General features: G+C 43.4%; 21 protein-coding genes. 9 read left to right on the forward strand and 12 right to left on the reverse strand.

From position 1 onward, the window contains the following. Window positions 1-12 precede the first annotated feature (12 nt). The 4 genes from rnr to rpmG all read left to right on the forward strand — a co-directional run bounded on the left by rnr (window position 13) and on the right by rpmG (window position 3,658). Window positions 13-2,265 (forward strand): ribonuclease R, encoded by a 2,253-nt coding sequence (rnr, locus tag G3W54_RS06385; protein ID WP_162653584.1) that lies wholly within the window; start codon window positions 13-15, stop codon window positions 2,263-2,265. Between the two features lie 6 nt (window positions 2,266-2,271). Then, complete coding sequence (locus tag G3W54_RS06390; RefSeq protein WP_162652268.1) at window positions 2,272-2,694, forward strand: DUF983 domain-containing protein; 423 nt, start codon at window positions 2,272-2,274, stop codon at window positions 2,692-2,694. A gap of 29 nt (window positions 2,695-2,723) precedes the next feature. Further along, a complete protein-coding gene (locus tag G3W54_RS06395) occupies window positions 2,724-3,323 on the forward strand; it encodes an NUDIX hydrolase (RefSeq protein WP_244627844.1) in 600 nt (199 codons plus the stop codon). 167 nt (window positions 3,324-3,490) lie between these two features. Then, window positions 3,491-3,658 (forward strand): 50S ribosomal protein L33, encoded by a 168-nt coding sequence (gene rpmG / locus G3W54_RS06400; RefSeq protein ID WP_162652269.1) that lies wholly within the window; start codon window positions 3,491-3,493, stop codon window positions 3,656-3,658. Window positions 3,659-4,011: 353 nt separating this feature from the next. Here rpmG and G3W54_RS06405 read toward each other — a convergent pair whose 3' ends face one another. Continuing rightward, a complete protein-coding gene (locus G3W54_RS06405; protein ID WP_162652270.1) occupies window positions 4,012-5,388 on the reverse strand; it encodes a PleD family two-component system response regulator in 1,377 nt (458 codons plus the stop codon). A 5-nt stretch (window positions 5,389-5,393) separates the two neighbouring features. Then, window positions 5,394-5,774, reverse strand: a complete 381-nt coding sequence (locus tag G3W54_RS06410; RefSeq protein WP_162652271.1) for a response regulator — start codon at window positions 5,772-5,774, stop codon at window positions 5,394-5,396. 116 nt (window positions 5,775-5,890) lie between these two features. On the opposite strand from G3W54_RS06410, the gene G3W54_RS06415 reads away from it, so the two are divergent. The 3 genes from G3W54_RS06415 to G3W54_RS06425 all read left to right on the forward strand — a co-directional run bounded on the left by G3W54_RS06415 (window position 5,891) and on the right by G3W54_RS06425 (window position 8,177). Then, the gene (locus tag G3W54_RS06415) at window positions 5,891-6,160 is read left to right on the forward strand and encodes a DUF3572 domain-containing protein (RefSeq protein ID WP_162652272.1); all 270 of its coding nucleotides are present in this window, start codon (window positions 5,891-5,893) and stop codon (window positions 6,158-6,160) included. Then, a complete protein-coding gene (locus tag G3W54_RS06420; protein ID WP_162652273.1) occupies window positions 6,161-6,793 on the forward strand; it encodes a hypothetical protein in 633 nt (210 codons plus the stop codon). 100 nt (window positions 6,794-6,893) lie between these two features. Continuing rightward, window positions 6,894-8,177, forward strand: a complete 1,284-nt coding sequence (locus G3W54_RS06425) for a DNA polymerase IV (RefSeq protein ID WP_162652274.1) — start codon at window positions 6,894-6,896, stop codon at window positions 8,175-8,177. A 2-nt stretch (window positions 8,178-8,179) separates the two neighbouring features. On the opposite strand, the gene dnaE is transcribed toward G3W54_RS06425, so the two are convergent. From dnaE to G3W54_RS06450, 5 genes are all read right to left on the reverse strand, one after another. Then, complete coding sequence (gene dnaE, locus G3W54_RS06430) at window positions 8,180-11,635, reverse strand: DNA polymerase III subunit alpha (RefSeq protein ID WP_162652275.1); 3,456 nt, start codon at window positions 11,633-11,635, stop codon at window positions 8,180-8,182. 309 nt (window positions 11,636-11,944) lie between these two features. Further along, window positions 11,945-12,223 (reverse strand): HU family DNA-binding protein, encoded by a 279-nt coding sequence (locus G3W54_RS06435; protein WP_162652276.1) that lies wholly within the window; start codon window positions 12,221-12,223, stop codon window positions 11,945-11,947. Between the two features lie 178 nt (window positions 12,224-12,401). Then, entirely contained in the window at window positions 12,402-14,828 is a 2,427-nt protein-coding gene (gene lon, locus G3W54_RS06440; RefSeq protein WP_162652277.1) for an endopeptidase La, read from the reverse strand. A gap of 267 nt (window positions 14,829-15,095) precedes the next feature. Beyond that, window positions 15,096-16,376 (reverse strand): ATP-dependent Clp protease ATP-binding subunit ClpX, encoded by a 1,281-nt coding sequence (gene clpX / locus G3W54_RS06445; RefSeq protein WP_162652278.1) that lies wholly within the window; start codon window positions 16,374-16,376, stop codon window positions 15,096-15,098. A 243-nt stretch (window positions 16,377-16,619) separates the two neighbouring features. After that, a complete protein-coding gene (locus G3W54_RS06450; protein WP_162652279.1) occupies window positions 16,620-17,255 on the reverse strand; it encodes an ATP-dependent Clp protease proteolytic subunit in 636 nt (211 codons plus the stop codon). Between the two features lie 396 nt (window positions 17,256-17,651). On the opposite strand from G3W54_RS06450, the gene G3W54_RS06455 reads away from it, so the two are divergent. Both G3W54_RS06455 and G3W54_RS06460 read left to right on the forward strand, forming a co-directional pair. Further along, window positions 17,652-18,740, forward strand: a complete 1,089-nt coding sequence (locus G3W54_RS06455) for a YjgN family protein (RefSeq protein ID WP_162652280.1) — start codon at window positions 17,652-17,654, stop codon at window positions 18,738-18,740. 3 nt (window positions 18,741-18,743) lie between these two features. Further along, window positions 18,744-19,799: a M48 family metallopeptidase gene (locus tag G3W54_RS06460; RefSeq protein ID WP_162652281.1), complete on the forward strand. Its 1,056-nt coding sequence runs from the start codon at window positions 18,744-18,746 to the stop codon at window positions 19,797-19,799. 60 nt (window positions 19,800-19,859) lie between these two features. Here the strand turns inward: G3W54_RS06460 and G3W54_RS06465 are convergent, their stop codons facing one another. From G3W54_RS06465 to kdsA, 5 genes are all read right to left on the reverse strand, one after another. Beyond that, window positions 19,860-20,354 (reverse strand): flavin reductase family protein, encoded by a 495-nt coding sequence (locus tag G3W54_RS06465; protein WP_162652282.1) that lies wholly within the window; start codon window positions 20,352-20,354, stop codon window positions 19,860-19,862. A 26-nt stretch (window positions 20,355-20,380) separates the two neighbouring features. Further along, a complete protein-coding gene (locus G3W54_RS06470) occupies window positions 20,381-21,274 on the reverse strand; it encodes an aldo/keto reductase (protein WP_162653586.1) in 894 nt (297 codons plus the stop codon). A gap of 13 nt (window positions 21,275-21,287) precedes the next feature. Next, the gene (locus tag G3W54_RS06475) at window positions 21,288-22,448 is read right to left on the reverse strand and encodes an LLM class flavin-dependent oxidoreductase (protein WP_162652283.1); all 1,161 of its coding nucleotides are present in this window, start codon (window positions 22,446-22,448) and stop codon (window positions 21,288-21,290) included. Window positions 22,449-22,689: 241 nt separating this feature from the next. Further along, window positions 22,690-23,073, reverse strand: a complete 384-nt coding sequence (locus G3W54_RS06480) for a VOC family protein (protein ID WP_162652284.1) — start codon at window positions 23,071-23,073, stop codon at window positions 22,690-22,692. Between the two features lie 59 nt (window positions 23,074-23,132). Next, the gene (gene kdsA, locus G3W54_RS06485; RefSeq protein WP_162652285.1) at window positions 23,133-23,951 is read right to left on the reverse strand and encodes a 3-deoxy-8-phosphooctulonate synthase; all 819 of its coding nucleotides are present in this window, start codon (window positions 23,949-23,951) and stop codon (window positions 23,133-23,135) included. Window positions 23,952-23,965: the final 14 nt, after the last annotated feature.

Consider the following 23,965-nt stretch of genomic DNA (forward strand, 5'->3'; position numbering starts at 1 on the left):
AAATCTGCGATAATGCGTTTTATTGCAGAACATCCAGAACGTGCTTCAAAACGTGATATTGCGAGAGCATTTGGCGTTAAAGGTGACCATAGAGCCGTACTCAAGGATATTTTGCATGAGTTAACAGAGGAAGGTTATCTTAGCAAAAACCGGAAGAAACTTTCTCGTCCCGATAGCATGCCATCTGTGACAACACTTGACATTACCAAGCGCGATGACAGCGGTGATCTTATTGGACGCCCCTCTGCCTGGCGTGATCCCGATGGCGCCGCCCCTGCAGTTCTTATTCACCAATCGTTATCACGCGCAAGAAGTGGCGGAGCAAAGTCGCGCAGTAATAACCCTGTTGCCGGTTTAGGTGATCGCGTTCTCGCGCGAATTAGCCCAAATTCACATCGCGAAGGCCCTGCCTATGTCGCCAAAGTGATGAAGGTACTTTCTAAGAAAGCTGCCAGCACAATGGGCATTTTTCGTACGGAAGTGGAAAATGCCGGACAAGCAGGTGGGCGAGTTTTACCCATTGATAAACGCGGAAAAGAATATGTCATCTCACCTGATATGACGAGTGACGCAAAAAATGGCGACCTTGTGGAGGTAGAAAGCTTACACACCTCTAGCTTAGGCCTACCGCGCGCAAAAATTACCGCAGTGATTGGCTCCATGGGTTCAGAACAAGCCATTACCATGATTGCGGTGCATGAGCGCGGAATTCCGCACATTTTTCCCCAAGCGGTTCTGGATGCAGCTGACTCCGCAGAGGCTGCTAACATGGACAAACGAGAAGATTGGCGGGATGTACCTCTCATCACAATTGATCCAGCAACCGCAAAAGATCATGATGATGCTGTTTATGCTGAGATGGATACCAATCCAGCCAATGAAGGCGGTGTTATTCTTTATGTCGCTATTGCAGATGTATCTTACTATGTTCGCCCCGATAGCCCTATGGATCGCGAGGCGCGCATCAGAGGAAATTCTGTCTATTTCCCAGATCGCGTAATACCCATGCTGCCTGAGCGTATAAGTAACGATCTTTGCTCTCTTAAAGAAGGTGTAGACCGCCCTGCACTCGCAGCCAAAATTTCTTTCAGTAAAGAAGGTCGAAAGATCAGCCATTCGTTTCATCGCATCATGATGAAAAGCATCGCGAGCCTATCCTATGATCAGGCACAAAGTGCTATCGACGGCAAACCTGATGAGCAAGCAGGTACAATCCTTGAGAGCGTACTTAAACCGCTCTGGGCAGCTTATGAAATACTAAAAATTGGGCGTACCCGCCGTCAGCCGCTTGAACTTGATCTACCTGAGCGCCGTATAATCTTAAACGATAAAGGCATGGTGGATCGTATTTATGTGCCTGATCGTCTTGAGGCGCATAAGCTCATTGAAGAATGTATGATACAAGCCAATGTGGCGGCCGCAGAAGCGCTTGAAACTAAACGTCAGCATCTTATTTACCGCGTTCATGAACCGCCATCACTTTCCAAACAAGAAACTTTGCGTGAATTTCTGCAAACATTAGATATCCCACTTGCTAAGGGTGGAAATCTTAGAGCCAATCATTTCAACGGTATTCTTGCCGCAGCAAAAGGTAAAGCTACGGAAGTAATGGTCAATGAAATGGTCCTTCGCTCGCAAAGTCAGGCTGTGTACAGTCCTGATAATCAAGGGCATTTTGGTCTAAATTTGCGAAAGTACGCACATTTTACATCCCCAATTCGCCGTTACGCTGACCTTATTGTTCACCGCGCGCTTGTTGGATCCCATCACCTTGGTCAAGGCGGAATAACACCTGATGAAGAGGCAATACTTGATACGATTGCGGGAGATATTTCTGATTTTGAACGGCGGGCATCCGGTGCCGAGCGCGATACTCAAGATCGCCTCATTGCACATTATCTTGCCGACAGGATTGATGGTGAATTTACTGGCCGAATCGCAGGTGTGACCAAAGCAGGACTATTTGTCTCGTTGCCAGAATACGGCGCAGATGGTTTTATACCCATATCCAAATTAGGAACTGATTACTTCATCTACCATGAAGCGCATCAAGCCTTGGTTGGTGATAGAAGTGGCCTCGGTTTCCGTTTAGGTGATCAAGTGGATGTAAAGCTCGTAGAAGCTATTCCACTTGCCGGAGCTTTAAGATTTGACATGCTGAGCAAGGGCGAGAAAATTCCAATGGGAGCGCGATCTTTTCATAAAACGAAGAAAGGTCGAAAAGCTGGAACCCGTCCACCACGCAAAGCAAAACGCAGAAGGTAATTTCTGATGTCTGAAACTGAAGTATATCAAAATGAAACGGTGCAGTTCGAGCGCCCTCTTTCACTCGCAATGAAGCGTGGTTTTAAAAGTAGTTGTCCAAAATGTGGTACAGGCCGTCTTTTTGATAAATATGTAAAAGTCACAAATCAATGCAGTAATTGTGGTGAAGATTTGCATCATCATCGTGCAGATGATTTGCCTGCCTATCTTGTTGTCATGATTATTGGTCATATTGTCGTTGCTGGCTTTATGTTTGCGGAAATGAGTTATCAGCTCGCAGTATGGCAACACCTCCTCATTTGGATTCCAATCACAGCTATTTCATCCCTTCTGCTATTACAGCCCGTAAAGGGTGCTGTTGTTGGCTTGCAATGGGCATTACGTATGCATGGGTTTGGTGAAAAACCAGATTATGATGACCCTAAGTAGTTCAACTCAAGTATAAAAGTGATATCCCATTGAAACCTAAAGACGCAGCCACTCTCTTGCTTTTAGACCGAGACAAAGAACGTCCTGCGGTTTTGATGGGTAAACGTTCATCTAGACACGCCTTTATGCCAAACGTCTTTGTTTTTCCCGGTGGAAGAAAAGATAGCAGCGATTGGCGGGTTAAATCTGACACACGACTGAATGAAGCAGTAGTGTCCAAGCTTATGGAACGCACCCATAGCCGATTTTCACACGCGACAGCTCATTCCTTAGCGATCGCTGCGGCCAGAGAACTTCATGAGGAAACATCACTCCATCTATCAAAAAACGGCGAATTATTTGACCTGTCACATTTAAGATATATTGCTCGCGCCATTACCCCGCTTGGTCAGAATCGTCGTTATGACACACGGTTTTTTACCTGTTTCTGCGATGAAGTTGAAATGGATCTGTCGACATTAAAAGACAGTAATGAATTAACAGAATTGCAATGGGTCGATGTACAATCTCCACAGAATCTGGATTTTCCGGACATAACAGCACGAATATTAAACCACCTCAGACATTCACTCAATGAAGACCGCACACTCCCCCACACTACGAAAACGCTGCATATATCCAATAAATGACGTTTTGAATTTGGGCAGTTTTGGCAATCCTTGGTAATCTTGCCATTTTTGAGCATAAGATTGTATAATAGACTTGACTTTTAGCCAGCGATTTGTAATTTCGCGTCAAGTTTGCCGTGGATGGAAGAATCCCCACGGCATCATTTTTTTTAAAGAAGGTAGCCCCAATGGCCAAGGCAACAACAATTAAAATTAAATTGCAGTCAACTGCTGACACTGGTTTCTACTATGTAGCCAAGAAGAACAGCCGTACAATGACTGAAAAAATGGTTAAAACTAAATACGATCCAGTCGTGCGTAAACACGTTGAATTTAAAGAAGCTAAGATTAAGTAATCTAATTTTTTGCAGTTTCGAATTGAAGAACCCGCTTGTTGCAAGACAAGCGGGTTTATTTGTGGGTCGGCCAACACAACAGAAGTGGTACGAGGAGGCCACGAGAAGCTGTATATTGACCGACCACCCCACGACCCAGGAGATGCGGCGGACCTGAACATCATGGGGTATCTAAAGTTACAAAATGGTTTTACTCGTCAATACAATTAGTACAATCATTGCCTAAAATTGTACTTTAATCAAGTTTTTCGCCTGAACGTAAATTTTCTACATAAATTCAATGAGTTACTATTCAATACAATAAACAGAAAACGTATATTGCTACAAAATGGTATCAAAATATGATTTTTCAGTTAGGCGACAGTTTGTAAAACAACTCTGTTTCGCCCATCAGATTTTGCTTTATAGAGCGCATCATCAGCACGCTTAATAAGCGTTTCGCTTGAATCCTGCTCTGGATCGTAGTTCGTAACACCTACCGACGTAGTGAGTTCTAGCTGCCCTGTATCACCCGGCAAATTGAATGCCGATGTTTCAATTGCTGCACGAAGACGCTCAGCAATCTGTGCAGCCATCTCCGCAGTCGTATCTGGCATAAGGACCACGAATTCCTCACCACCAAAGCGGCATGCAAGGTCAGCACCACGCACTGAAGCACGGAGCCTGCGAGCGAACTCTCGCAAAATTTCATCACCGGCATCATGACCATGAGTATCATTCACATTCTTAAACTTATCAATATCGGTAATAAGCATCGAAATAGGTGTGTTTCGCCGTTTAGCTCTGGCTATTAACTTACCCATATAAGCATCAAGAAAATGTCTATTATTTAAACCGGTCAACGGATCAACTACAGCAAGTTCGACAGATTTATTCAGGCTCTCACGCAGTTTCTCGCTAAATCGAGATCTCTTAATCTGCGTTAGTGAACGGGCATATAACTCATTTGGGTCTAGCGGTTGTAGAATGTAATCATTTACCCCGATATCAAGAGCACGAACTACTTTTGGTTCGTCGCCAGTCTGCAAGATGACAAGAATAGGTACAAATCTCGTAATTTCCCGTGACCGCAATTGCGAACATATTCGCAAGGGATCAACACCCGGCAAGTTGTCATTGATTATAATAAGCTCATATGGATTTTCACCAGCATGAAAAAGCGCTGTTTCAGCATCCGAAATAATATCAACATCTGCGATACCAGATATAGCACGTGTTATTCGGTCCTGAGAATTGACGCGACCATCGACAAGTAACGTCATGCCTTTCTCGTCAATCCCGCTTTTATTCAAAGGTTTTTCATCAACATCATCTATCACCGAATTATTTCCGGCGCGAACGCGAAGCTCATCCGTAAGCATTTTCAAACGCAGTAAACTTTTCACACGCGCCATTAGCTGCATATTATTAACTGGCTTAGTCAAAAAGTCATCTGCGCCGCATTTTAAACCCTCAACACGATCTTCCGGTTGATCGAGCGCGGTGACCATCACTACTGGGATATGTGTGGTCTTCGGATTTGCCTTCAACCTGCGACACACTTCAAAACCATCAATGCCGGGCATCATTATATCGAGCAATATCAAGTCGACTTGCGTTTTGTCGCAAATTTCCAATGCAGAAAGGCCATTTTCAGCGGTCAATACATCAAAATATTCGGCCAACAGATGTGTCTCTAGCAATTTCACATTCGCCGGAATATCATCAACAACTAAAACACGTGCGGTCATACTATTTACTCCGCAGCTTTATTATCTAGAAAACTTTTAATGGTCTGCAAAAATCCAGGCACTGAAATTGGTTTCGATATATATGCTTCACAACCACCCTGACGAATGCGCTCTTCATCGCCTTTCATGGCAAAAGCCGTGACAGCGATAACAGGAATACTATGTAATTCATCATCATCCTTGAGCCACTTCGTGACCTCAAGACCAGAGACTTCCGGCAATTGAATATCCATTAGGATAAGATCAGGCTTGTGAGTTCTGGCAAGTTCCACCGCTTCCAGTCCATTCATAATCTGAATTGTTTCGTATCCAGAAGCTTCGATGAGGTCAGTAAAGAGCTTCATATTCAGCTCATTATCTTCAACAATCATAACTTTTTTCGTCATTTATTTGCCCAAAACAATCAAACTCGTTCCCAATTCCATTGCATCCTAGCGCGATTTAGTTGAAGAAATGGTAATTTATACTCAAAATTCTCGCCAAAGCATTAAGGAATTTGTAATTGGAAAAAGCAGAGAGTATCGCAATCGATGTGCTAAGCTGGATCGCAACCGATCCCGAGCTATTTAACCGATTTGTTGGTCTATCCGGTTTAGATCCTTCTCAAATAAGGGAAGCAGCACAGGAACAAGGCTTTCTTGCAGGTGTCCTCGGTTTTATTATGAACCACGAGCCAACGCTATTGAGCTATTGCTCAGCCCAGAATGAAAGACCAGAAGATGTAGCTCGAGCATTCCAATCACTTGGCGGACAAGTTAACAATGGTTGGTAGATGCTAAATATTGCGGATCTTAGACGTGAACTAAATAATCAACCAACCATCATATGTGATGTGGATGAGGTTGTGATTGAGTTTTTAACACCGTTTAGAAACTTCCTTAATTCTCTAAACCTAGATCTAGTCAGCAATAGCTTTGCTCTGCATGGAAACATAATTGCAAAAGATACGGGGGGCGCAGTCGACGATCGAACCGTTAGCCGTATGATTAATGAACTTTATGCAAATCAGTTAACATGGCAAACAGCGGTTCCCACAGCAGCAAATACGCTTCATGAGCTATCTACAACTGCAAATATTGTGTTTCTGACGGCAATGCCACCTGAATATTACATGCAAAGGCGTGAATTATTAGATTCGTTTGACATGCCCTTTCCGCTTTTTGCTGCCGAAGGCGCAAAAGGACCACTCATTAAACAGCTAACTTCTTACAATAAACATGCCTCGTTCTTTATCGATGACATGGTTTATAATCATAAATCAAGCAAAGAACATTCACCTGAAACACACTCAATCCACATAATGGCTAATGATGAATTCAAAGCGATATCGCCTGCAGTAACTTCAGGCACTTTTGAAGCTGAAAATTGGCTGGAGATCAAAGATTTTATAGTCGGCAAAATTTAAAATGAGGACCGCATAAATCTACTTCAACTATTTACTTGAGCCCTCCTTGAGTTCCGTCTAAAGTCAAAGTGTTCGATCTTTGTTCTTTTTAGGTGCTTCCATGCTGCTCTCAGGATTCTGCCGTGATTGCTTTACAAAAGCCTCACCTGAACGGAAGCGCTGCAGATCTTGTGGCAGTCCCCGAATTCTTCGGCATAAAGAACTATCTCAGCTAAGCATAGCACATATAGACTGTGACGCTTTTTATGCGTCAGTTGAAAAAAGGGATAATCCAGAACTCGCAGATAAACCTGTTATTATAGGTGGCGGCAAGCGCGGCGTTGTCTCCACAGCTTGTTATGTGGCACGAATTCACGGCGTACGCTCTGCAATGCCGATGTTTAAAGCGTTGGATGCCTGTCCAGATGCAGTTGTTATCCCGCCAGATATGAAGAAGTATGCCAAGGTTGGAAAACAAGTCCGGCATCTAATGCAGGAACTCACACCACTAGTTCAACCAATTTCGATTGATGAAGCTTTTCTTGATCTATCCGGGACTGAACGCTTGCATGGTATGCCGCCAGCAGAAACGCTTGCCAGATTCTCCAGAAAAATAGAAGATGAAGTCGGCATAAGTGTTTCCGTTGGCCTGTCTTATTGCAAATATCTGGCAAAAGTTGCTTCAGACCAGGATAAACCTCGCGGTTTTTTTGTTGTTGGAAAAGAAGAAGCGATTGATTTTTTGGCGAACTTACCAGTGACCAAGATTTGGGGAGTGGGAAAAGCCTTTGCCAAAACACTTGCAAAAGACAATATCACTATGATCGGACAACTCCAAACCATGGAGAAAGCAGATCTCCTACGTTCTTATGGAATTATGGGGTCGCGTCTTTATAATCTAGCGCGGGGTATAGATGATAGAAGTGTTCGCCCCAACTCTGGAGCAAAAAGCGTATCGTCTGAAACAACATTTTTCAATGATGTTTCAGATCTCGATAAACTAGCACCTATCTTACGTTCACTTAGTGAGAAGGTAGCCGCAAGGCTTAAAAAATCTGAAATCGCTGGTCATACAGTGGTTTTAAAGCTTAAAACAAATGATTTCAAATCCAGAACACGCAATCGCCGTTTATCTGATCCCACCATGCTGGCGGATAAAATATTTCGAAATGGTTTGGAATTGCTAAAAACAGAGACAGACGGCACCAAATTCAGATTACTTGGAATTGGCATCAATGACCTTTGCGATCCAGAACAAGCAGACCCTACTGATCTTGTTGATATCCAGGCAGCAAAACGTGCCGAAGCCGAAGGTGCTATCGATAAGATGAGAGCAAAGTTTGGTGTTGATATTGTGCAAACGGGTTATACGTTTAAGAGCAAACCAAAATTTGACGGTAAATAAACTTAAACCAGCTCGACATCCACAACACCTGGAGCTGATTTCATGGCAGCTGCAATTTCCGGTGAGATTTTATATCTCTCTGGAAGTTCAATTTCAATTTCACGATCACCCTGATCCTTAATCACGATAAAGGATACCTGCCCGCTTCCCTTTGCATTAAGATGGGCGGTGACAGCACTTAAGGCAGCACTATCACGTAAGAATATCCGCAATTCCTTCTGCGTTCGAACAGATTCCATCTCAAGCGACTGCACTGATTGAATACGCAATCCAATTCCCTCAGGCCGTTCTTCTGCATTCACGGTCAATATAAGAGATTTACCAGCCTCAAGAAGCTCGCGATGAAGAGCAAGAGCTTCGGAAAACAAAACAGCTTCAAACTGCCCTGTACTGTCAGACAATGTCACGATACCCATTTTGTTGCCTGTGCGTGTTTTACGTTGCTGAAAACCAGATACAGTTCCAGCCAATCGACCCGCCGTCGCACCCGCTTTCACCGCAACAGAGAAGTCAGCCCATTTCTGAACACGTTTTTTATCCAACACCTCCGAATAGGTATCAAGTGGGTGGGCGGAAAGATAGAACCCAAGAACCTGATATTCTCTTTGTAGCTTTTCAGCCGGAAGCCAGGGTGTAACAGCGTTAAACTGGATAGTTTCGCCCTCTCCGCCTGTATCCAAACCAAAAATATCACTTTGCCCCGATGCTCTGTCAGCAAAAATTTTCTGCCCGAACCCCATAATCCGTTCAAGACCGGCAATAAGTTGCGCCCGCTCAAAACCAAAACAATCCAACGCACCCGCGCAGATGAGGCTATCAAGCACCCGTTTATTGACCATTTTCGGATCTACGCGTTTGCAAAAATCTTCAATTGACTTGAAAGGCTCGTCGCCACGCATCTCAACAATATGATCGACGGCGGCTTCTCCAACGCCTTTGATTGCAGAGAGTGAATAGTAAATACATTCATCGCCGGTCTGAAAATGCCGGAATGATGTCTGTACGGATGGAGCAACAACATCGATACCAAGGCGGATAGCATCTTGCCGGAAATCAACGAGCTTTTCCGTATTACCCATATCAAGTGTCATCGAGGCAGCTAAAAACTCGATTGGATAATGAGCTTTAAGGTAGGCTGTCTGGTATGAAACAATTCCATAAGCGGCGGCATGTGATTTGTTAAAACCGTAGTTGGCAAATTTAGCCAACAAGTCGAAAATCATATCCGCTTGTGGTTTCGACACACCATTCTTAACAGCACCTTCAACAAAACGTACGCGCTGCTTGTCCATCTCCTCTTTAATCTTCTTACCCATAGCACGGCGCAAAAGATCAGCTTCGCCAAGCGAATAGCCAGAAAGAACCTGTGCGATCTGCATCACCTGTTCCTGATAAACAATCACGCCTTGGGTTTCTTCGATTAGATAGTCAATTTTAGGATGAATGGATGCAAGCTCTTCTTCACCATGCTTACGCGCATTATAAACCGGAATATTTTCCATGGGACCTGGACGATAAAGCGCCACAAGCGCAATAATATCCTCGATACGGTCAGGCTTCATCCCAATAAGCGCTTTACGCATACCTGCCGATTCAACCTGAAACACACCCACGGTCTCACCGCGAGACATCATCTCGTAAGATTTCTGATCATCAAATGGTATTGTGTTGATATCAATCTGCGTTCCGTTCTGCGCGACAAAGTCAACCGCAGTCTTGATAACGGTAAGCGTTTTCAAACCCAAAAAATCAAACTTAACAAGGCCGGCTTTTTCAACCCATTTCATGTTATACTGGGTTACCGGCATTGCAGAACGCGGATCACGATACATCGGTACCAATTGCCATAATGGTCGATCACCAATCACCACGCCTGCAGCATGTGTTGATGCGTGACGGTAAAGCCCTTCTAGCTTCTGAGCAATATCCAATAGGCGACCAACGATAGGCTCTTCTTCAACGGCTTCTGCAAATTTTGGCTCTTCTTCAATAGCTTTATGCAAAGGTGTCGGGTTAGCTGGATTGTTGGGAACCAATTTGCAAATACGATCAACCTGGCCATATGGCATCTGTAGGGTACGGCCTACATCGCGCAAAGCCGCCCTCGCCTGTAAGCTACCAAAGGTAATGATACTGGCAACTTGTTCACGGCCATATTTCTGCTGAACATACTTAATCACTTCTTCGCGTCGATCTTGACAAAAATCGATATCAAAATCGGGCATAGACACGCGCTCAGGGTTCAAAAACCGCTCAAACAGAAGTGAAAAGCGCAAGGGATCAACGTCTGTAATCGTCAAAGCATAGGCAACAAGCGAGCCAGCACCAGAACCGCGCCCTGGCCCAACGGGAATATCATTATCTTTTGCCCATTTAATAAAATCAGCAACGATCAGGAAATAGCCGGGAAATTTCATCCCGTCGATAATATCTAACTCAACCTTCAACCGATCCTGATAATCTTCAAGCGTATAACCAGGAGGCAAATCATAATCCTCAAGGCGCATCTTCAGGCCCTCAATAGACTGCCGACGAAGCTCATCTGCCTCTGCCTTTAACGCGGCATCTTCACCACCATCATTGCCTGTAAAGCGAGGCAGGATCGGATCACGTTCAGTAAGTATCGCGGAACATCGAGTTGCAATTTCAACCGTATTTGCGATAGCTTCAGGAATATCAGAAAATAACTGAACCATCTCATCCCGAGATTTAAGATAATTATCCTCGGTGAGCCTAAAACGATTATCATCCGCAACAACAGTATTATGCGCGACTGCCATCAGAGCATCGTGGGCATCAAAATCATTTTGAGTAGGGAAAAAAGCTTCATTCGTGGCAACAAGTGGTAGGCGGTGATCATAAGCAAGGTTTACAATGCGAGCTTCGAGAGACCTGTCGTAGCCGCGCTGACGCTGCAATTCCATATATAATCGATCGGGAAACAAAGCTTCTAAACGGCGCAACCGTTCTTCAGCAACTTTGGGCTTGTTTTCTTTCAGTGGTAGATTGATCGGGCCAAAGGCACCACCCGATAAAACAATCAGACCATCTGTACGACCCTCCAACCATGAAAACATAATATGTGTGGCTTCATCATCAGAACCATGCAGATAAGCCCGGCTAAGAAGTTCAACAAGATTTGAATAGCCCTGATCCGTTGCAGCCAAAAAAACAAGTGTTGGATATTCGCGTAGATATTCACGACCTTGCTTCGGCTCTTTTTCCTCCGCATCTTCCATATCGATGCTAAGCTGGCAGCCAATGATCGGCTGAATACCATCTCCAGTCGCTTTAATGGAAAATTCAAGCGCTCCAAACAGATTATTGGTATCTGTGATGGCAAGCGCTGGCTGATTATCGTCTATAGCAGCTTTCAGCAGCGTCTTTATAGGAAGCGCGCCCTCAAGCAAAGAATATGCTGAATGAACTCTAAGATTTACAAAGTTTGGAGAGCTCATATTAAGTATCACCACTTCTGAGTATCGATAACAAATGCTGTATTAGACAGCATAACCCATTATCGAACAATGAGAGGCGATAGAGAAGCTAAAATAAGAATGCCTCACAGTTTTTAAAACGAAGACAAAAGGACACAACAACTACCGATAAACATAGAAATAGATAAAAGGGCTGCACAATCACGCATAAAATAGGTCATAACATACTCCAATTCACTAATTGTTTTTATTATGTTCTAGTTTTGTTCCATTGTCAAATAAAATAAAACCCCTGAACGGTTTGCTCAAGGGTTCTACAGATATAGTAAATTATTTATTGTTTACGGCTTCTTTCAAAGCTTTACCAGCAGAGAACTTTGGAACGTTTCTCGCAGGGATATCAACTTCAGCACCTGTAGATGGGTTACGACCTTTAGAAGCCGCACGATGACCTACTGTGAAGTTTCCGAAACCAATTAGGCGCACGTCGCCACCTGCTTGAAGCTCAGAAGTCACTGTTCCGAAAACAGCTTCAACTGCTGCTGCAGCTTCTGTTTTAGCTAGACCAGCTTTTTCAGCAACAGCTGATACAAGTTCATTTTTATTCATAACAATCCCTTTCGATCGCATCAGACGACTCAGTTAATAACTGCCGAGAGTTTATCTATTCCAAGGCCCTACACAAGAATTCTAGTGACCTAATAGACAAGTATTTTGCAAAAATTGCTATATTCCCCATAAAAAAAGGCCGGAAATCCGGCCTTTCTACTTAATATGTATAAATAATTCAGTGCGCTACAGCACCTGTAGTAGAATCAGTACCACTAGCGATCTCCGCAGGTGGCGTCCATTCTATTGCCTCTGGCACTCGAAGAAGTGCATTTTTAATGACTTCATCCATCATGGAAACAGGAATAATATCCATTTCGTTCTTCACATTATCAGGAATATCAGCCAAATCTTTTGCATTTTCCTCTGGGATTAACACGGTTTTGATGCCACCCCGCAGAGCTGCCAAGAGTTTCTCCTTTAATCCGCCAATAGGCAATACTCGGCCTCTTAATGTAACTTCACCGGTCATTGCAATGTCTTTGCGAACAGGTATTCCAGTCATAATAGAAACAATAGCTGTAGCCATACCTATACCAGCAGAAGGGCCATCCTTTGGTGTTGCGCCCTCTGGGACGTGCATATGAATATCGTTCTTATCGAACATTGGAGGCTCAACACCGAAATCTACAGCACGTGATTTAACATAGGAAGCAGCGGCAGAGATCGACTCTTTCATGACGTCCTTCAAATTTCCAGTGACTGTCATCTTACCTTTACCAGGCATCATGACACCCTCAATTGTGAGCAATTCACCCCCAACTTCTGTCCACGCAAGACCGGTGACGACACCAACTTGATCTTCACCTTCCGCCTCCCCGTGACGAAAGACAGGAACCCCCAAAAATTCAGAAAGATTATCCTCGGTTATATCAATAACTTTAGTTTTGGTTTTCAAAATTTTCGTAACTGCTTTACGAGCAAGTTTGGACAATTCACGCTCTAAACTGCGAACGCCTGCCTCTCTTGTATAGGATCTAATAATCTGAAGCAGCGCCTTGTCAGAGACCGAAAATTCATCCTCTGCCAGCGCATGATCGCGGATTGCTTTTGGCAACAAGTGCCGACGTGCAATTTCTAGCTTCTCGTCCTCTGTGTAACCAGCGATACGAATAATTTCCATGCGGTCCATCAAAGGACCGGGAATATTTAATGTATTCGAAGTCGTTACAAACATGGTTTTGGACAGATCATATTCAACTTCAAGATAATGATCCATGAATGTAGAATTCTGTTCAGGGTCAAGTACTTCAAGCAATGCTGATGATGGATCACCACGGAAGTCATTACCCATCTTGTCAATTTCATCCAACAAAAACAGTGGGTTATTCTTCTTGGCTTTCTTCATCGATTGGACGATTTTTCCTGGCATTGAACCTATGTATGTTCTGCGATGACCGCGAATTTCAGATTCATCGCGAACCCCGCCAAGTGCCATGCGAACATACTCGCGTCCTGTCGCTTTCGCGATTGATTTTGCAAGTGACGTTTTACCAACACCTGGAGGACCAACTAAACAAAGGATTGGTCCCTTAATTTTTGCCGTCCGGGTTTGAACCGCAAGATATTCGATTATGCGTTCTTTGACTTTTTCAAGACCATAATGATCTTCATCAAGAATCTTTTCAGCTTTATTCAAATCAACTTTGATGCGTGACGATTTCCCCCACGGCAAACCAAGCAACCAATCAAGATAGTTTCGAACAACTGTCGCTTCCGCAGACATTGGGCTCATCTGACGGAGTTTTTTAAACTCAGCATCGGCTTTTTCGCGCGCTTCTTTAGAGAATTTGGTTTTAGCAATGCGCGTCTCTAATTCTGAAAGCTCATCACCACCTTCTTCATTTTCACCAAGTTCTTTCTGAATAGCCTTCATCTGCTCATTCAGATAATACTCGCGCTGAGTTTTCTCCATCTGGCGTTTAACACGCGATCGAATACGCTTCTCAACTTGAAGAACTGATATCTCGCCTTCCATAAAGCCAAAGCATTTTTCAAGACGCTCTTTCACACTAATCGTATTGAGCATATCCTGTTTCTCGCCAATTTTTATAGCAAGATGCGACGCGATCGTATCAGAAAGTTTAGAAAAATCATCAATTTGGCCAGCAGCACTTACGACTTCCGGCGAAATTTTCTTGTTAAGCTTCACATAATTTTCAAATTCAGACACAACTGAGCGCGAAAGCGCTTCAACTTCAACCAAATCATCTTCGGGTTCTATTAGCTCGTCGGCAATAACTTCAAAATGGCCCTCGGTCTTCGTAAATTCTCTAATTTCGGCACGTGCCTTACCTTCAACAAGTACTTTGACCGTCCCATCGGGAAGCTTAAGTAACTGTAGGACGTGTGCTATTGTGCCAATCTCAAATATGCCCGTTGGATCTGGGTCATCATCACCAGCATCTTTTTGAGTAGCAAGAAGGATCTTCTTATCAGATCCCATAACCTCTTCAAGCGCAGTTATAGATTTCTCACGCCCCACAAATAACGGTACGATCATATGCGGAAACACCACAATATCTCGCAACGGTAATAACGGGAAACTTTCGTCACCGACCTTATTATCCAATGCTTGGGATTCCGGATTGATCTCTTCAGTCATACAAGTTCCTTTCAGATATCCGCGCGTTTACTAATGTTGCGCTGCGGATAGGTAATTTACTGGGCTCAAACGGAGCCAACAATTATAACTAAGAACACCCATTGATCGTTTCAAGATGGAGCGCTCCTAAAACCAGAATTAAACTATTGATTATTCATAGATTGATTCGAGCGAATACACCATCATTCTCCGCTTTTAACGCAGATTATACAAAAAAGCCGTCGCAAACCTTGCGACGGCTCAAAATTTGCAAAAACGCTTCTTTTTCTAAGCAGAAGCGTTTTCAGCTTCTGTATTACGTTCAGAATAAATATACAGTGGACGGGCGTTGCCAATCACCACTTCATCAGAAATCACCACTTCACGAACACCTTCAAGCGCCGGTAATTCATACATCGTATCCAGAAGAATAATCTCCATGATTGAACGAAGGCCACGTGCACCGGTTTTTCGCATAATTGCCTTCTTTGCAATTTCACGTAAAGCCCCCTCGTGGAAAGTCAATTCGACATCTTCCATATCGAATAGTCGCTGATACTGCTTTACAAGAGCATTTTTTGGTTCACTCAGAATTTGGATCAAAGCATCTTCATCAAGATCTTCAAGCGTGGCAATCACTGGCAAACGACCAATGAATTCCGGAATAAGACCAAATTTCACCAAATCTTCCGGCTCAAGATCTTGAAGAACCGTACCAACGCTGCGCTCATCTGGCGCTTCAACTTTTGCACCAAATCCAATTGACGTCTTATCACCACGAGCTGAAATCACTTTATCAAGGCCCGCAAACGCACCACCTACAATAAAGAGTATGTTGACCGTATCAACTTGCAAGAACTCCTGCTGTGGATGCTTACGACCACCTTGTGGTGGAACAGATGCAACTGTGCCTTCCATAATCTTTAGAAGCGCTTGTTGCACGCCCTCACCCGATACGTCTCGAGTAATGGAAGGATTATCAGACTTACGCGAAATCTTATCGACCTCATCGATGTAAACGATACCGCGTTGTGCACGCTCTACATTATAATCTGCAGATTGAAGAAGTTTAAGAATAATATTTTCGACATCTTCACCAACATAACCTGCTTCTGTAAGCGTTGTTGCGTCTGCCATTGTAAACGGGACATCAATAATCCGAGCAAGTGTTTGTGCAAGATACGTCTTACCGCACCCAGTCGGACCCACAAGCAGGATATTAGACTTTGCTAGTTCTATGTCTGCACCATTCTTTGTCTCATGAGAAAGACGTTTATAGTGATTGTGAACCGCAACAGATAAAACTCGTTTAGCTTTTGACTGACCGATCACATATTCATCAAGAGTTTCCATAATTTCTTGAGGCGTGGGAACACCTTCATTGGATTTAACCATTGAGGATTTATTTTCTTCCCGAATGATATCGGTGCAAAGCTCTACGCACTCATCACAAATGAATACAGTCGGCCCTGCGATGAGCTTTCGGACCTCATGTTGGCTTTTTCCACAAAACGAACAGTAAAGAGTGTTCTTAGAATCACCACCATTACTTCCACTAACTTTGCTCATATTGTATTCCTTCCCGCAATTGCGGCTACTAAACGATTGATTTCACTCTATTTATGAAGCTTTGCCCCGTTATTTAGAATTACCCCAACCTATCCTTCGGATATTCAAGCGTTTTTTTATCAAAACTGCAACAACATCCAAGTTAATATACAAGCCTAACAGTTATTAGATCAAAATAAGCTTAACGCTTATTATTAATATTAATAGGCTTCTGGCGTGAAAAAGCTTCACGCCATTTTGTCCTTACTCTTCTGAACTATCACCTTCAATTGCGATACGACTATCGATTACACGATCTACGATACCAAAACTCTGTGCTTCATCAGCTGTCATAAAGTGATCGCGATCCAATGTTTCCTCGATCGTTTTATAATCTTGCCCAGTGTGCTCAACATAAACTTCGTTCAAACGGCGTTTCATCTTCAGGATATCTTGCGCATGTCGCTCAATATCTGACGCTTGCCCTTGAAAGCCACCTGAAGGCTGATGAACCATAATACGTGCATTTGGTGTGGCGAAGCGCATATCTTTGTGGCCTGCACATAACAAAAGCGAACCCATTGAAGCAGCTTGCCCCACGCACAACGTAGAAACAGCAGGCTTAATAAACTGCATCGTGTCATAAATCGCCATGCCAGAGGTCACAACACCGCCCGGTGAATTAATATAAAGCGCAATCTCTTTTTTCGGATTATCAGCCTCAAGAAACAAAAGCTGAGCACAAACAAGCGTCGCCATGTGATCTTCAACCGGACCTGTAATAAAAATGATACGTTCTTTCAGCAATCTTGAAAAAATGTCGTATGAACGCTCTCCACGGCTGGTTTGCTCAACGACCATTGGCACTAGTGCCATTGCTGTATCGACTGGATTTGCCATATTAGGCCCTACTTTCTCTTATAATTATGCAATCTCGTTGGCGTAATGCCATTACCCCTAAATATGTCTTTTTCTCAGCGCGCTTCAAGATGACACGCAAAAAATAACACTACACTTGTCACCGATGCGCGTTAACGGCAGGTAAAAATCATTCAAGACATCTAAGAACGGCCCAAAACGCCCTTAATTTCAAGTAAATACCGTGTCCAAATTTGATTATAGCCATATCGGGAATGATAATCAGCCCAAATTATAGACATGATTCGCGATAAAATCGCCATACAGAATCATTTGGATAAATTTGAGTAATTCAATCAAGAATTAATTCTAGAGGTTGTGCCCGTCAGTTAAATAAAATAATGACGTGCGCAAATTAACAATTTCTCGAGGGCATAGATGAATATTGATGAAAATCAGAGCAAACCGACGGGGCTCAATGAACTGAACGTAACATTCTCCGGCAATGCACGAGAATATTTTGGAATATGGATCGTTAATTTCCTTCTCTCAATCATTACACTAGGTATCTATTCTGCATGGGCCAAAGTACGCCGCAAAAGATATTTCTATGGCAATACATGGATTGACGGTCATAACTTTGAATACCATGCCAATCCAAAATCGATCCTAAAAGGTCGTATCATTGTTTTCGTTCTATTTGTAATCTACAACGTGCTCGCAAACATCAACCCGATATTCACTGTATTAAGCCTACCACTTCTTTTTTTAATTCCATGGCTCGTAAATAAAGGTCTTACATTTAATGCTCGCATGACCAGCTACCGCAATGTGCGATTTAATTTCGCTGGCAGATATTGGGATGCATTTATTTCGCTTATCCTTCTCCCGATTGTTACGATCATTCCTCTGGGATTACTCATACCTATCGCAACACGTAAAAGACTTAACTACTATTATAATGGTCATAGTTTGGGAAACACCAAATTCGGTGCGAACATACCGCTTAAACCACTTTATAAAGCATTTTTCATCGCATTGGCATTGGCAATTCTTAGTTTAGCAATTATTTTTGGTGGTATATTTGTAACCGCGCTATCAGCTGGTCTCATTGAAAGTCTTAATCCTTCATCACTGGACCCACAAAGTGAACCATTACTGATAGCCGGGATTTTCGGATCGTATATCGCTATGTTTTTAATCTTCCTTCCTGCCTACATCCATTATTCTGTCAAATCATTCAACACTGGAATTAACAACCTAAACCTGAATAATGAGCACCGCTTTATAGCTACTTTGAAGACCTTGCCTTATACTTGGATTGTCTTATCCAATTTTATCGTAACATTACTGACAATTGGATTGATGGCCCCTTGGGCTCATGTTCGCAAAGCAAAATATTTGGCGGCGAATTTTACAGTTCATGCCAGCGGATCACTCGACAATTTTGTAGATACTGTCGCTCAAGACGGTAGCGTAACATCATCAGAGTATATGGATATGGATGGAATAGATTTTGGTCTTTAATAAATGAGCCAGTCATACATCATTCACGGCAGACTATTTGCCTCAACACAGTCAGAAAGTGTTGAGGCCGAGCTTCATTGTCTGGAAGGTGGCTCACTAGAGATAAAAGCCGAAGAAACCAAGGTTTATTCGCGAGATGATCTCTTAAATATTTCAGACCGGCTTGGCACTATCCCCCGAAAGCTAACATTTGAGAATGGTATTGTCTTCGAAACGATCGAAAACGATCTTGTAGATCAACTATTCAAAGGCGATGTCAGCAAAGTTGGCTTTTTCGCGAATAAGTTTGAAAGTCTTCGCGCGGGATCATTAATTATCATAGTGCTAGCGGTTTTCATAAGTGGATACATTCTCTATCAATTTGGCATGCCAATCGCTGCAAAGATAGCAGCTCATCAAACACCTGAATTCATAACTGAGAAGTTAGATTCAACAACTCTATCTGGCCTTGATCAACTTATTACAGGCACGAGTAAGCTATCCGCAGAACGCCAAGATTTATACCGCGCCGAATTTGAGAAATTAATCGAACAAGCACGAAGATTAGACCCCGATCTGTCCGGAGATTATAATCTTCAATTTCGTGATGGTGGCGAACTCGGCGCCAATGCATTCGCGCTTCCTGGCGGAACAATAGTCGCGACGGATCAGTTTATCAATCTGACAGAAACTGTGGAGGAAGTCACGGCGGTGCTTGCTCATGAAATTGGCCATGTTGATTTAAAACATGGACTACAGCAAATCTACCGTTCAATCGGGATCTATCTTGTCATTGGAATGATCAGTGGCGGAGGTATTGACCTTACTGAAGAAATACTTGGACAAGGTGCTGTTTTACTGCAACTAAATACATCACGTGGCTTTGAATCAGAAGCTGATGAGTACGCAGTTAACCTTCTGAAGTTTATGGGTAAAGACCCAACAGCTTTAGCCGGTATTCTCGAGCGATTAACGTCCCAGCACTGCCATCAGGATGAATGCGAAAGTGGGCCAGAGTGGCTTTCAACGCACCCGGCTTCCAAGCAACGTATAGAAGCAATTGTCGAACAAAGTCGCTAGTCTGGTCGGTAGACCGGCCGCTGGTCGGATCAAACCGATAACTCTTGGCTTGACCTTGAGCTATTGCGGTCCGTTAAAAGCACCAAAATTACCGCCAAAAAATAACAGCGGTGCACCTTCGGACAGAGACGCGCGCAGGACCTCACCAACCATGATGATGTGATCTCCACCATCATGGCATGCATGTTTTTGGCACTCAAAGCGTGCAAGACAATTATCTATCAGAGGAACATTTTCCTCACCATAGCTCCAATCCAAATCCTCAAATGCATTGGCTGACTTAGCAAATCCATCGCATAATTCGCTTTGTTCTGCACTTAAAACATGAATGGCGAAATAGTCTGATTGATCAAAATGAGGGTAGCGCCTTGAATACTTGGATGGCGACCATAAAACAAGCGGTGGCTCCATTGATACGGATGAAAAACTGTTTGCGGTCATTCCTAAAGGACCATCAACAGTATTGGTTGTAACCACTGTCACGCCCGTAGCAAACTGCCCAAGAGCCTGGCGAAAAGTGCGACCATTATCGACCAACGGGTCAAAATTTCTCATTTGGTAAACCATCCCACCATCACCCATTACGGCACCTCATGTCCATTAGCAGATTCGTACAGTTTGTACCAAGTTTGCCGATCCATCTCGACTTTCAACGCATCACCCAAACTTCTAATTCGTTCCAAATTATTTGTGCCAAGCACAGGTAAAATATTGGATGGGTGAGCGAGTATCCAAGCTATCGCTACAGCAGAAGCATCCACATCATACTGCGCACCGATCACCTTAAGCTTATCAAAAAGTGCTTTGTGCTTATCCGTGAACAACCCGCCACCTGCAAGAGGTGACCAAGCCATTGGCAACATATTATCTGCCGCAATATCAACAAGATCACCATTACGGAACGAGGAGCTTTCCAAAAGGCTGATTTCAATCTGGTTCGCCATCAGCTTAGTATCCATAGTCATTTGTAGCGCTGACCAGTCACTAATCTTAAAATTTGAAACGCCAACAGCGCGAACTTTACCTGATTGGACGACCTCATCCAATGCAGCACCAGTCTCATTAAAATCCATAAATGGATCGGGACGATGGATCAAAAGCATATCAAGATAATCTATCGACATGGCCTTCAAAGAATTATCAACGCTTTTCAAAATATGAGCGCGGCTCGTATTATAGTGTTTTACACGCACATCTGGAACCTTATCAGCCGGAAACAGAATACCGCATTTTGTAATAATTTCGACCTTGTCACGAAGCGAAGGATCGGCTTTAAACGCCCCTCCCATCACATCTTCACATTGAAATCCACCATAGATATCGGCTTGATCAAATGTCGTAATTCCCTGTTCTAAACAGGTATCCATTTTCGCACGTACATGGTCTGCACTTGTATCAGCATCATCAGCCAGACGCCACATTCCGTATATCAGGCGGCTAAAACTAAGATCTTCCATTAGATCAATACGTGTTATATTTTCAGACATATTATTTACGTTCCCCTGCCCCTAAAGGCGTTTTTGGTGTGGTATTCGGCACACGATTATATGCGTGCGGTAAAGATACTGTATCAAGATGCGGCATAACCAATCTGCCAAAGCTCTCACATTCATCAATATGTGGATAGCCAGAGAAGATAAAGGCCCGAATACCCATCTTCTTATAGGCTTCAATTTCACTTAAGATTTGATCAGGTGAACCAACAAGTGCTGCGCCGCAGCCAGATCGCGCACGTCCAATTCCCGTCCAAAGGTGTGGCTCGATAAAGCCCTCCATATCGGCCAACTCACGATTTTTTGCCTGATGCGCAACCCCGAGAGAAGATGAATCAAGAGCGCGTTCGCGAATTTGCTCACCTTTATCATCATCAAGTTTTGACATAATTTCTTGCGCGTATTCCCTAGCCTCAGCCTCTGTTTCACGTACAATCACATGGCACCGCAACCCGTAATCAAGCGTACGACCAAACGTTTGTGCTCGATCATTGACGGCTTTCATGCGCCCTGCGAGTTCTTCTTTGGTCTCCGGCCACATCAAATATACATCGCAATGCTCGGCACATAGATCAATTGCATCTGGAGAATAACCACCAAAATAGAGCAATGGCCCTCCATTTTGTTGATATGGCTTCACAGGCTCCGTTGTTAAACCCGCAGAGAAATCATAAATCTCCCCCTTGTAAGTGACTTCATCCTGCGTCCATGCCTGCTTTAAAATTTCAACAACTTCGCGTGACCTTTGATAACGATACTTGCTATCCTCTTTCTGGCCGGGAAAATCAGAAGAAATGATATTGACCGTGAAGCGGCCTTCCAACATGTGATCCAAGGTCGCCAATGTACGAGCTAACATTATGGGTTGCATTTCACCACAACGAACAGCCGCCAAAAAATTGATTTTATCGGTTATTGGCGCACATCCTGCAACGAAGGATAGCGTATCTTGACCAACTTGATATGAAGATGGTGCCAAAATATTACGAAACCCTTGCTTCTCCGCCTCTTTAACAATGGCAGAACAATGATCCCATGAGGAGCGCAAAGCACCATCTGGCACGCCTAAATATTGGTAATCATCTGAACACAGTGCAGAGAACCACGAAACCTCTGCTCCTTCCAAATCAGGCGAAGTAATTGGTACTATTGTCATTTTAAACACCTTTGATCATTTTTCTCCTTCATAACAGGCGGAAAAATGTAAATCAATGGTGTATCAATTTTATTTCTAAGCTTTACCCAAGCTCATCATTCAGAGTTATTTTCAAGGATAGATACCTCGTAAACTAACAACATGGCGATTAGGTCAAAGAGCTTGCTATAGCTGGATGGCAGGCTAGAAAACGCAAATTATAAATGATTTTGAGTTCAGAGAACTGGGTTTGCTAACTATACTAGCCGTCAACTGCTTTTGGTTCCCAAAGTTCAACCTTGTTTCCTTCGGGATCTGAAAACCAACCAAATGAGCCGTAGTCGAAGTGCTCCGGCTCACCATTGAGTTGCGCACCGCCTGCTTGAACTTGCACCAATGCTTCTTTCAGATCATCAACAATCAAATTAAACATGTAGTCGTTTTTTGACGGCTCAAAGTATTGTGTATCTCGCTTGAATGGACTCCAAACGGTTAATGAGCCGGAAGGCATATCATTAGGTTTAAAACTTGCACCATCATAACCAGTATCTAACTCAAAATTTAAATGCTCTGAGTACCATTTACACAAAGCAGCGGGATCGTTTGCCTTAAAAAAAACGCCACCCACACCCAGAACTTTTGCCATGATGATCTCTCCTGAAATTACTTCATGACTATTCTGTCTTGAATATAAATAAAGTCAACTTACCCCTGAGCAGCAGTTTCAATGCGTTTAAGAGACATCAAAATCTCTTCCAGTTGATCAACATAAACCATATTTGGACCGTCCGATGGGGCATTATCAGGATCTTCATGCGTTTCCATGAATAGCATTGCACATCCTACGGCAACAGCAGCTCTGGCAAGAACAGGCACAAAGCGACGTTCGCCCCCCGTCGTGGCCCCGTTTCCGCCAGGTTTTTGAACACTATGCGTTGCATCAAATACAACAGGGTAGCCAGTCTCGGCCATAATAGGCAATGACCTAAAATCTGATACCAATGTGTTGTAACCAAAGCTTGTGCCGCGGTCACATAGCATAATCCGTTCATTACCAGTCGAAGCAAGCTTATCAGCGACATGCGTCATGTCCCATGGCGCCAAAAACTGACCTTTCTTGACATTAATCGCAGCTCCGGTATTTCCTGCAGCTAACAACAAATCCGTCTGACGGCACAGAAACGCTGGAATTTGTAAAACATCCGCAACTTCAGCCACTTTCGCGCACTGCCCAGCTTCATGAATGTCGGTCAAAACTGAACATTCGAACTCAGATTTCACCTTGGCTAAAATTTCTAAACCTTTATCAATACCAACGCCGCGCTTGCTGGATGCAGATGAGCGGTTCGCCTTATCAAAGCTTGATTTATAGATGAATTGAACATTTGCATTCTCACATGCTTTCGCAATTTTTTCCGCCATGAACAAGGTATGGTCTAGGCTTTCAATTTGGCATGGACCAGCAATCAATGAGAAAGGTAAATCATTCCCGACACGTATATTTCCAATTTCAAACTGCTTCATTTGATTTTCCATTT

It is taken from the genome of Lentilitoribacter sp. Alg239-R112, from assembly GCF_900537175.1.
Lineage (GTDB): Bacteria > Pseudomonadota > Alphaproteobacteria > Rhizobiales > Rhizobiaceae > Lentilitoribacter.

Bases quoted from the DNA above. Each gene is read 5' to 3' on its own strand.
- rnr (WP_162653584.1), top strand. From the start codon at position 13: ATGCGTTTTATTGCAGAACATCCAGAACGTGCTTCAAAACGTGATATT.
- G3W54_RS06390 (WP_162652268.1), top strand. From the start codon at position 2,272: ATGTCTGAAACTGAAGTATATCAAAATGAAACGGTGCAGTTCGAGCGC.
- rpmG (WP_162652269.1), top strand. From the start codon at position 3,491: ATGGCCAAGGCAACAACAATTAAAATTAAATTGCAGTCAACTGCTGAC.
- G3W54_RS06405 (WP_162652270.1), bottom strand. From the start codon at position 5,388: ATGACCGCACGTGTTTTAGTTGTTGATGATATTCCGGCGAATGTGAAA.
- G3W54_RS06410 (WP_162652271.1), bottom strand. From the start codon at position 5,774: ATGACGAAAAAAGTTATGATTGTTGAAGATAATGAGCTGAATATGAAG.
- G3W54_RS06420 (WP_162652273.1), top strand. From the start codon at position 6,161: ATGCTAAATATTGCGGATCTTAGACGTGAACTAAATAATCAACCAACC.
- G3W54_RS06425 (WP_162652274.1), top strand. From the start codon at position 6,894: ATGCTGCTCTCAGGATTCTGCCGTGATTGCTTTACAAAAGCCTCACCT.
- dnaE (WP_162652275.1), bottom strand. From the start codon at position 11,635: ATGAGCTCTCCAAACTTTGTAAATCTTAGAGTTCATTCAGCATATTCT.
- G3W54_RS06435 (WP_162652276.1), bottom strand. From the start codon at position 12,223: ATGAATAAAAATGAACTTGTATCAGCTGTTGCTGAAAAAGCTGGTCTA.
- lon (WP_162652277.1), bottom strand. From the start codon at position 14,828: ATGACTGAAGAGATCAATCCGGAATCCCAAGCATTGGATAATAAGGTC.
- clpX (WP_162652278.1), bottom strand. From the start codon at position 16,376: ATGAGCAAAGTTAGTGGAAGTAATGGTGGTGATTCTAAGAACACTCTT.
- G3W54_RS06450 (WP_162652279.1), bottom strand. From the start codon at position 17,255: ATGGCAAATCCAGTCGATACAGCAATGGCACTAGTGCCAATGGTCGTT.
- G3W54_RS06455 (WP_162652280.1), top strand. From the start codon at position 17,652: ATGAATATTGATGAAAATCAGAGCAAACCGACGGGGCTCAATGAACTG.
- G3W54_RS06460 (WP_162652281.1), top strand. From the start codon at position 18,744: ATGAGCCAGTCATACATCATTCACGGCAGACTATTTGCCTCAACACAG.
- G3W54_RS06465 (WP_162652282.1), bottom strand. From the start codon at position 20,354: ATGAGAAATTTTGACCCGTTGGTCGATAATGGTCGCACTTTTCGCCAG.
- G3W54_RS06475 (WP_162652283.1), bottom strand. From the start codon at position 22,448: ATGACAATAGTACCAATTACTTCGCCTGATTTGGAAGGAGCAGAGGTT.
- G3W54_RS06480 (WP_162652284.1), bottom strand. From the start codon at position 23,073: ATGGCAAAAGTTCTGGGTGTGGGTGGCGTTTTTTTTAAGGCAAACGAT.
- kdsA (WP_162652285.1), bottom strand. From the start codon at position 23,951: ATGAAGCAGTTTGAAATTGGAAATATACGTGTCGGGAATGATTTACCT.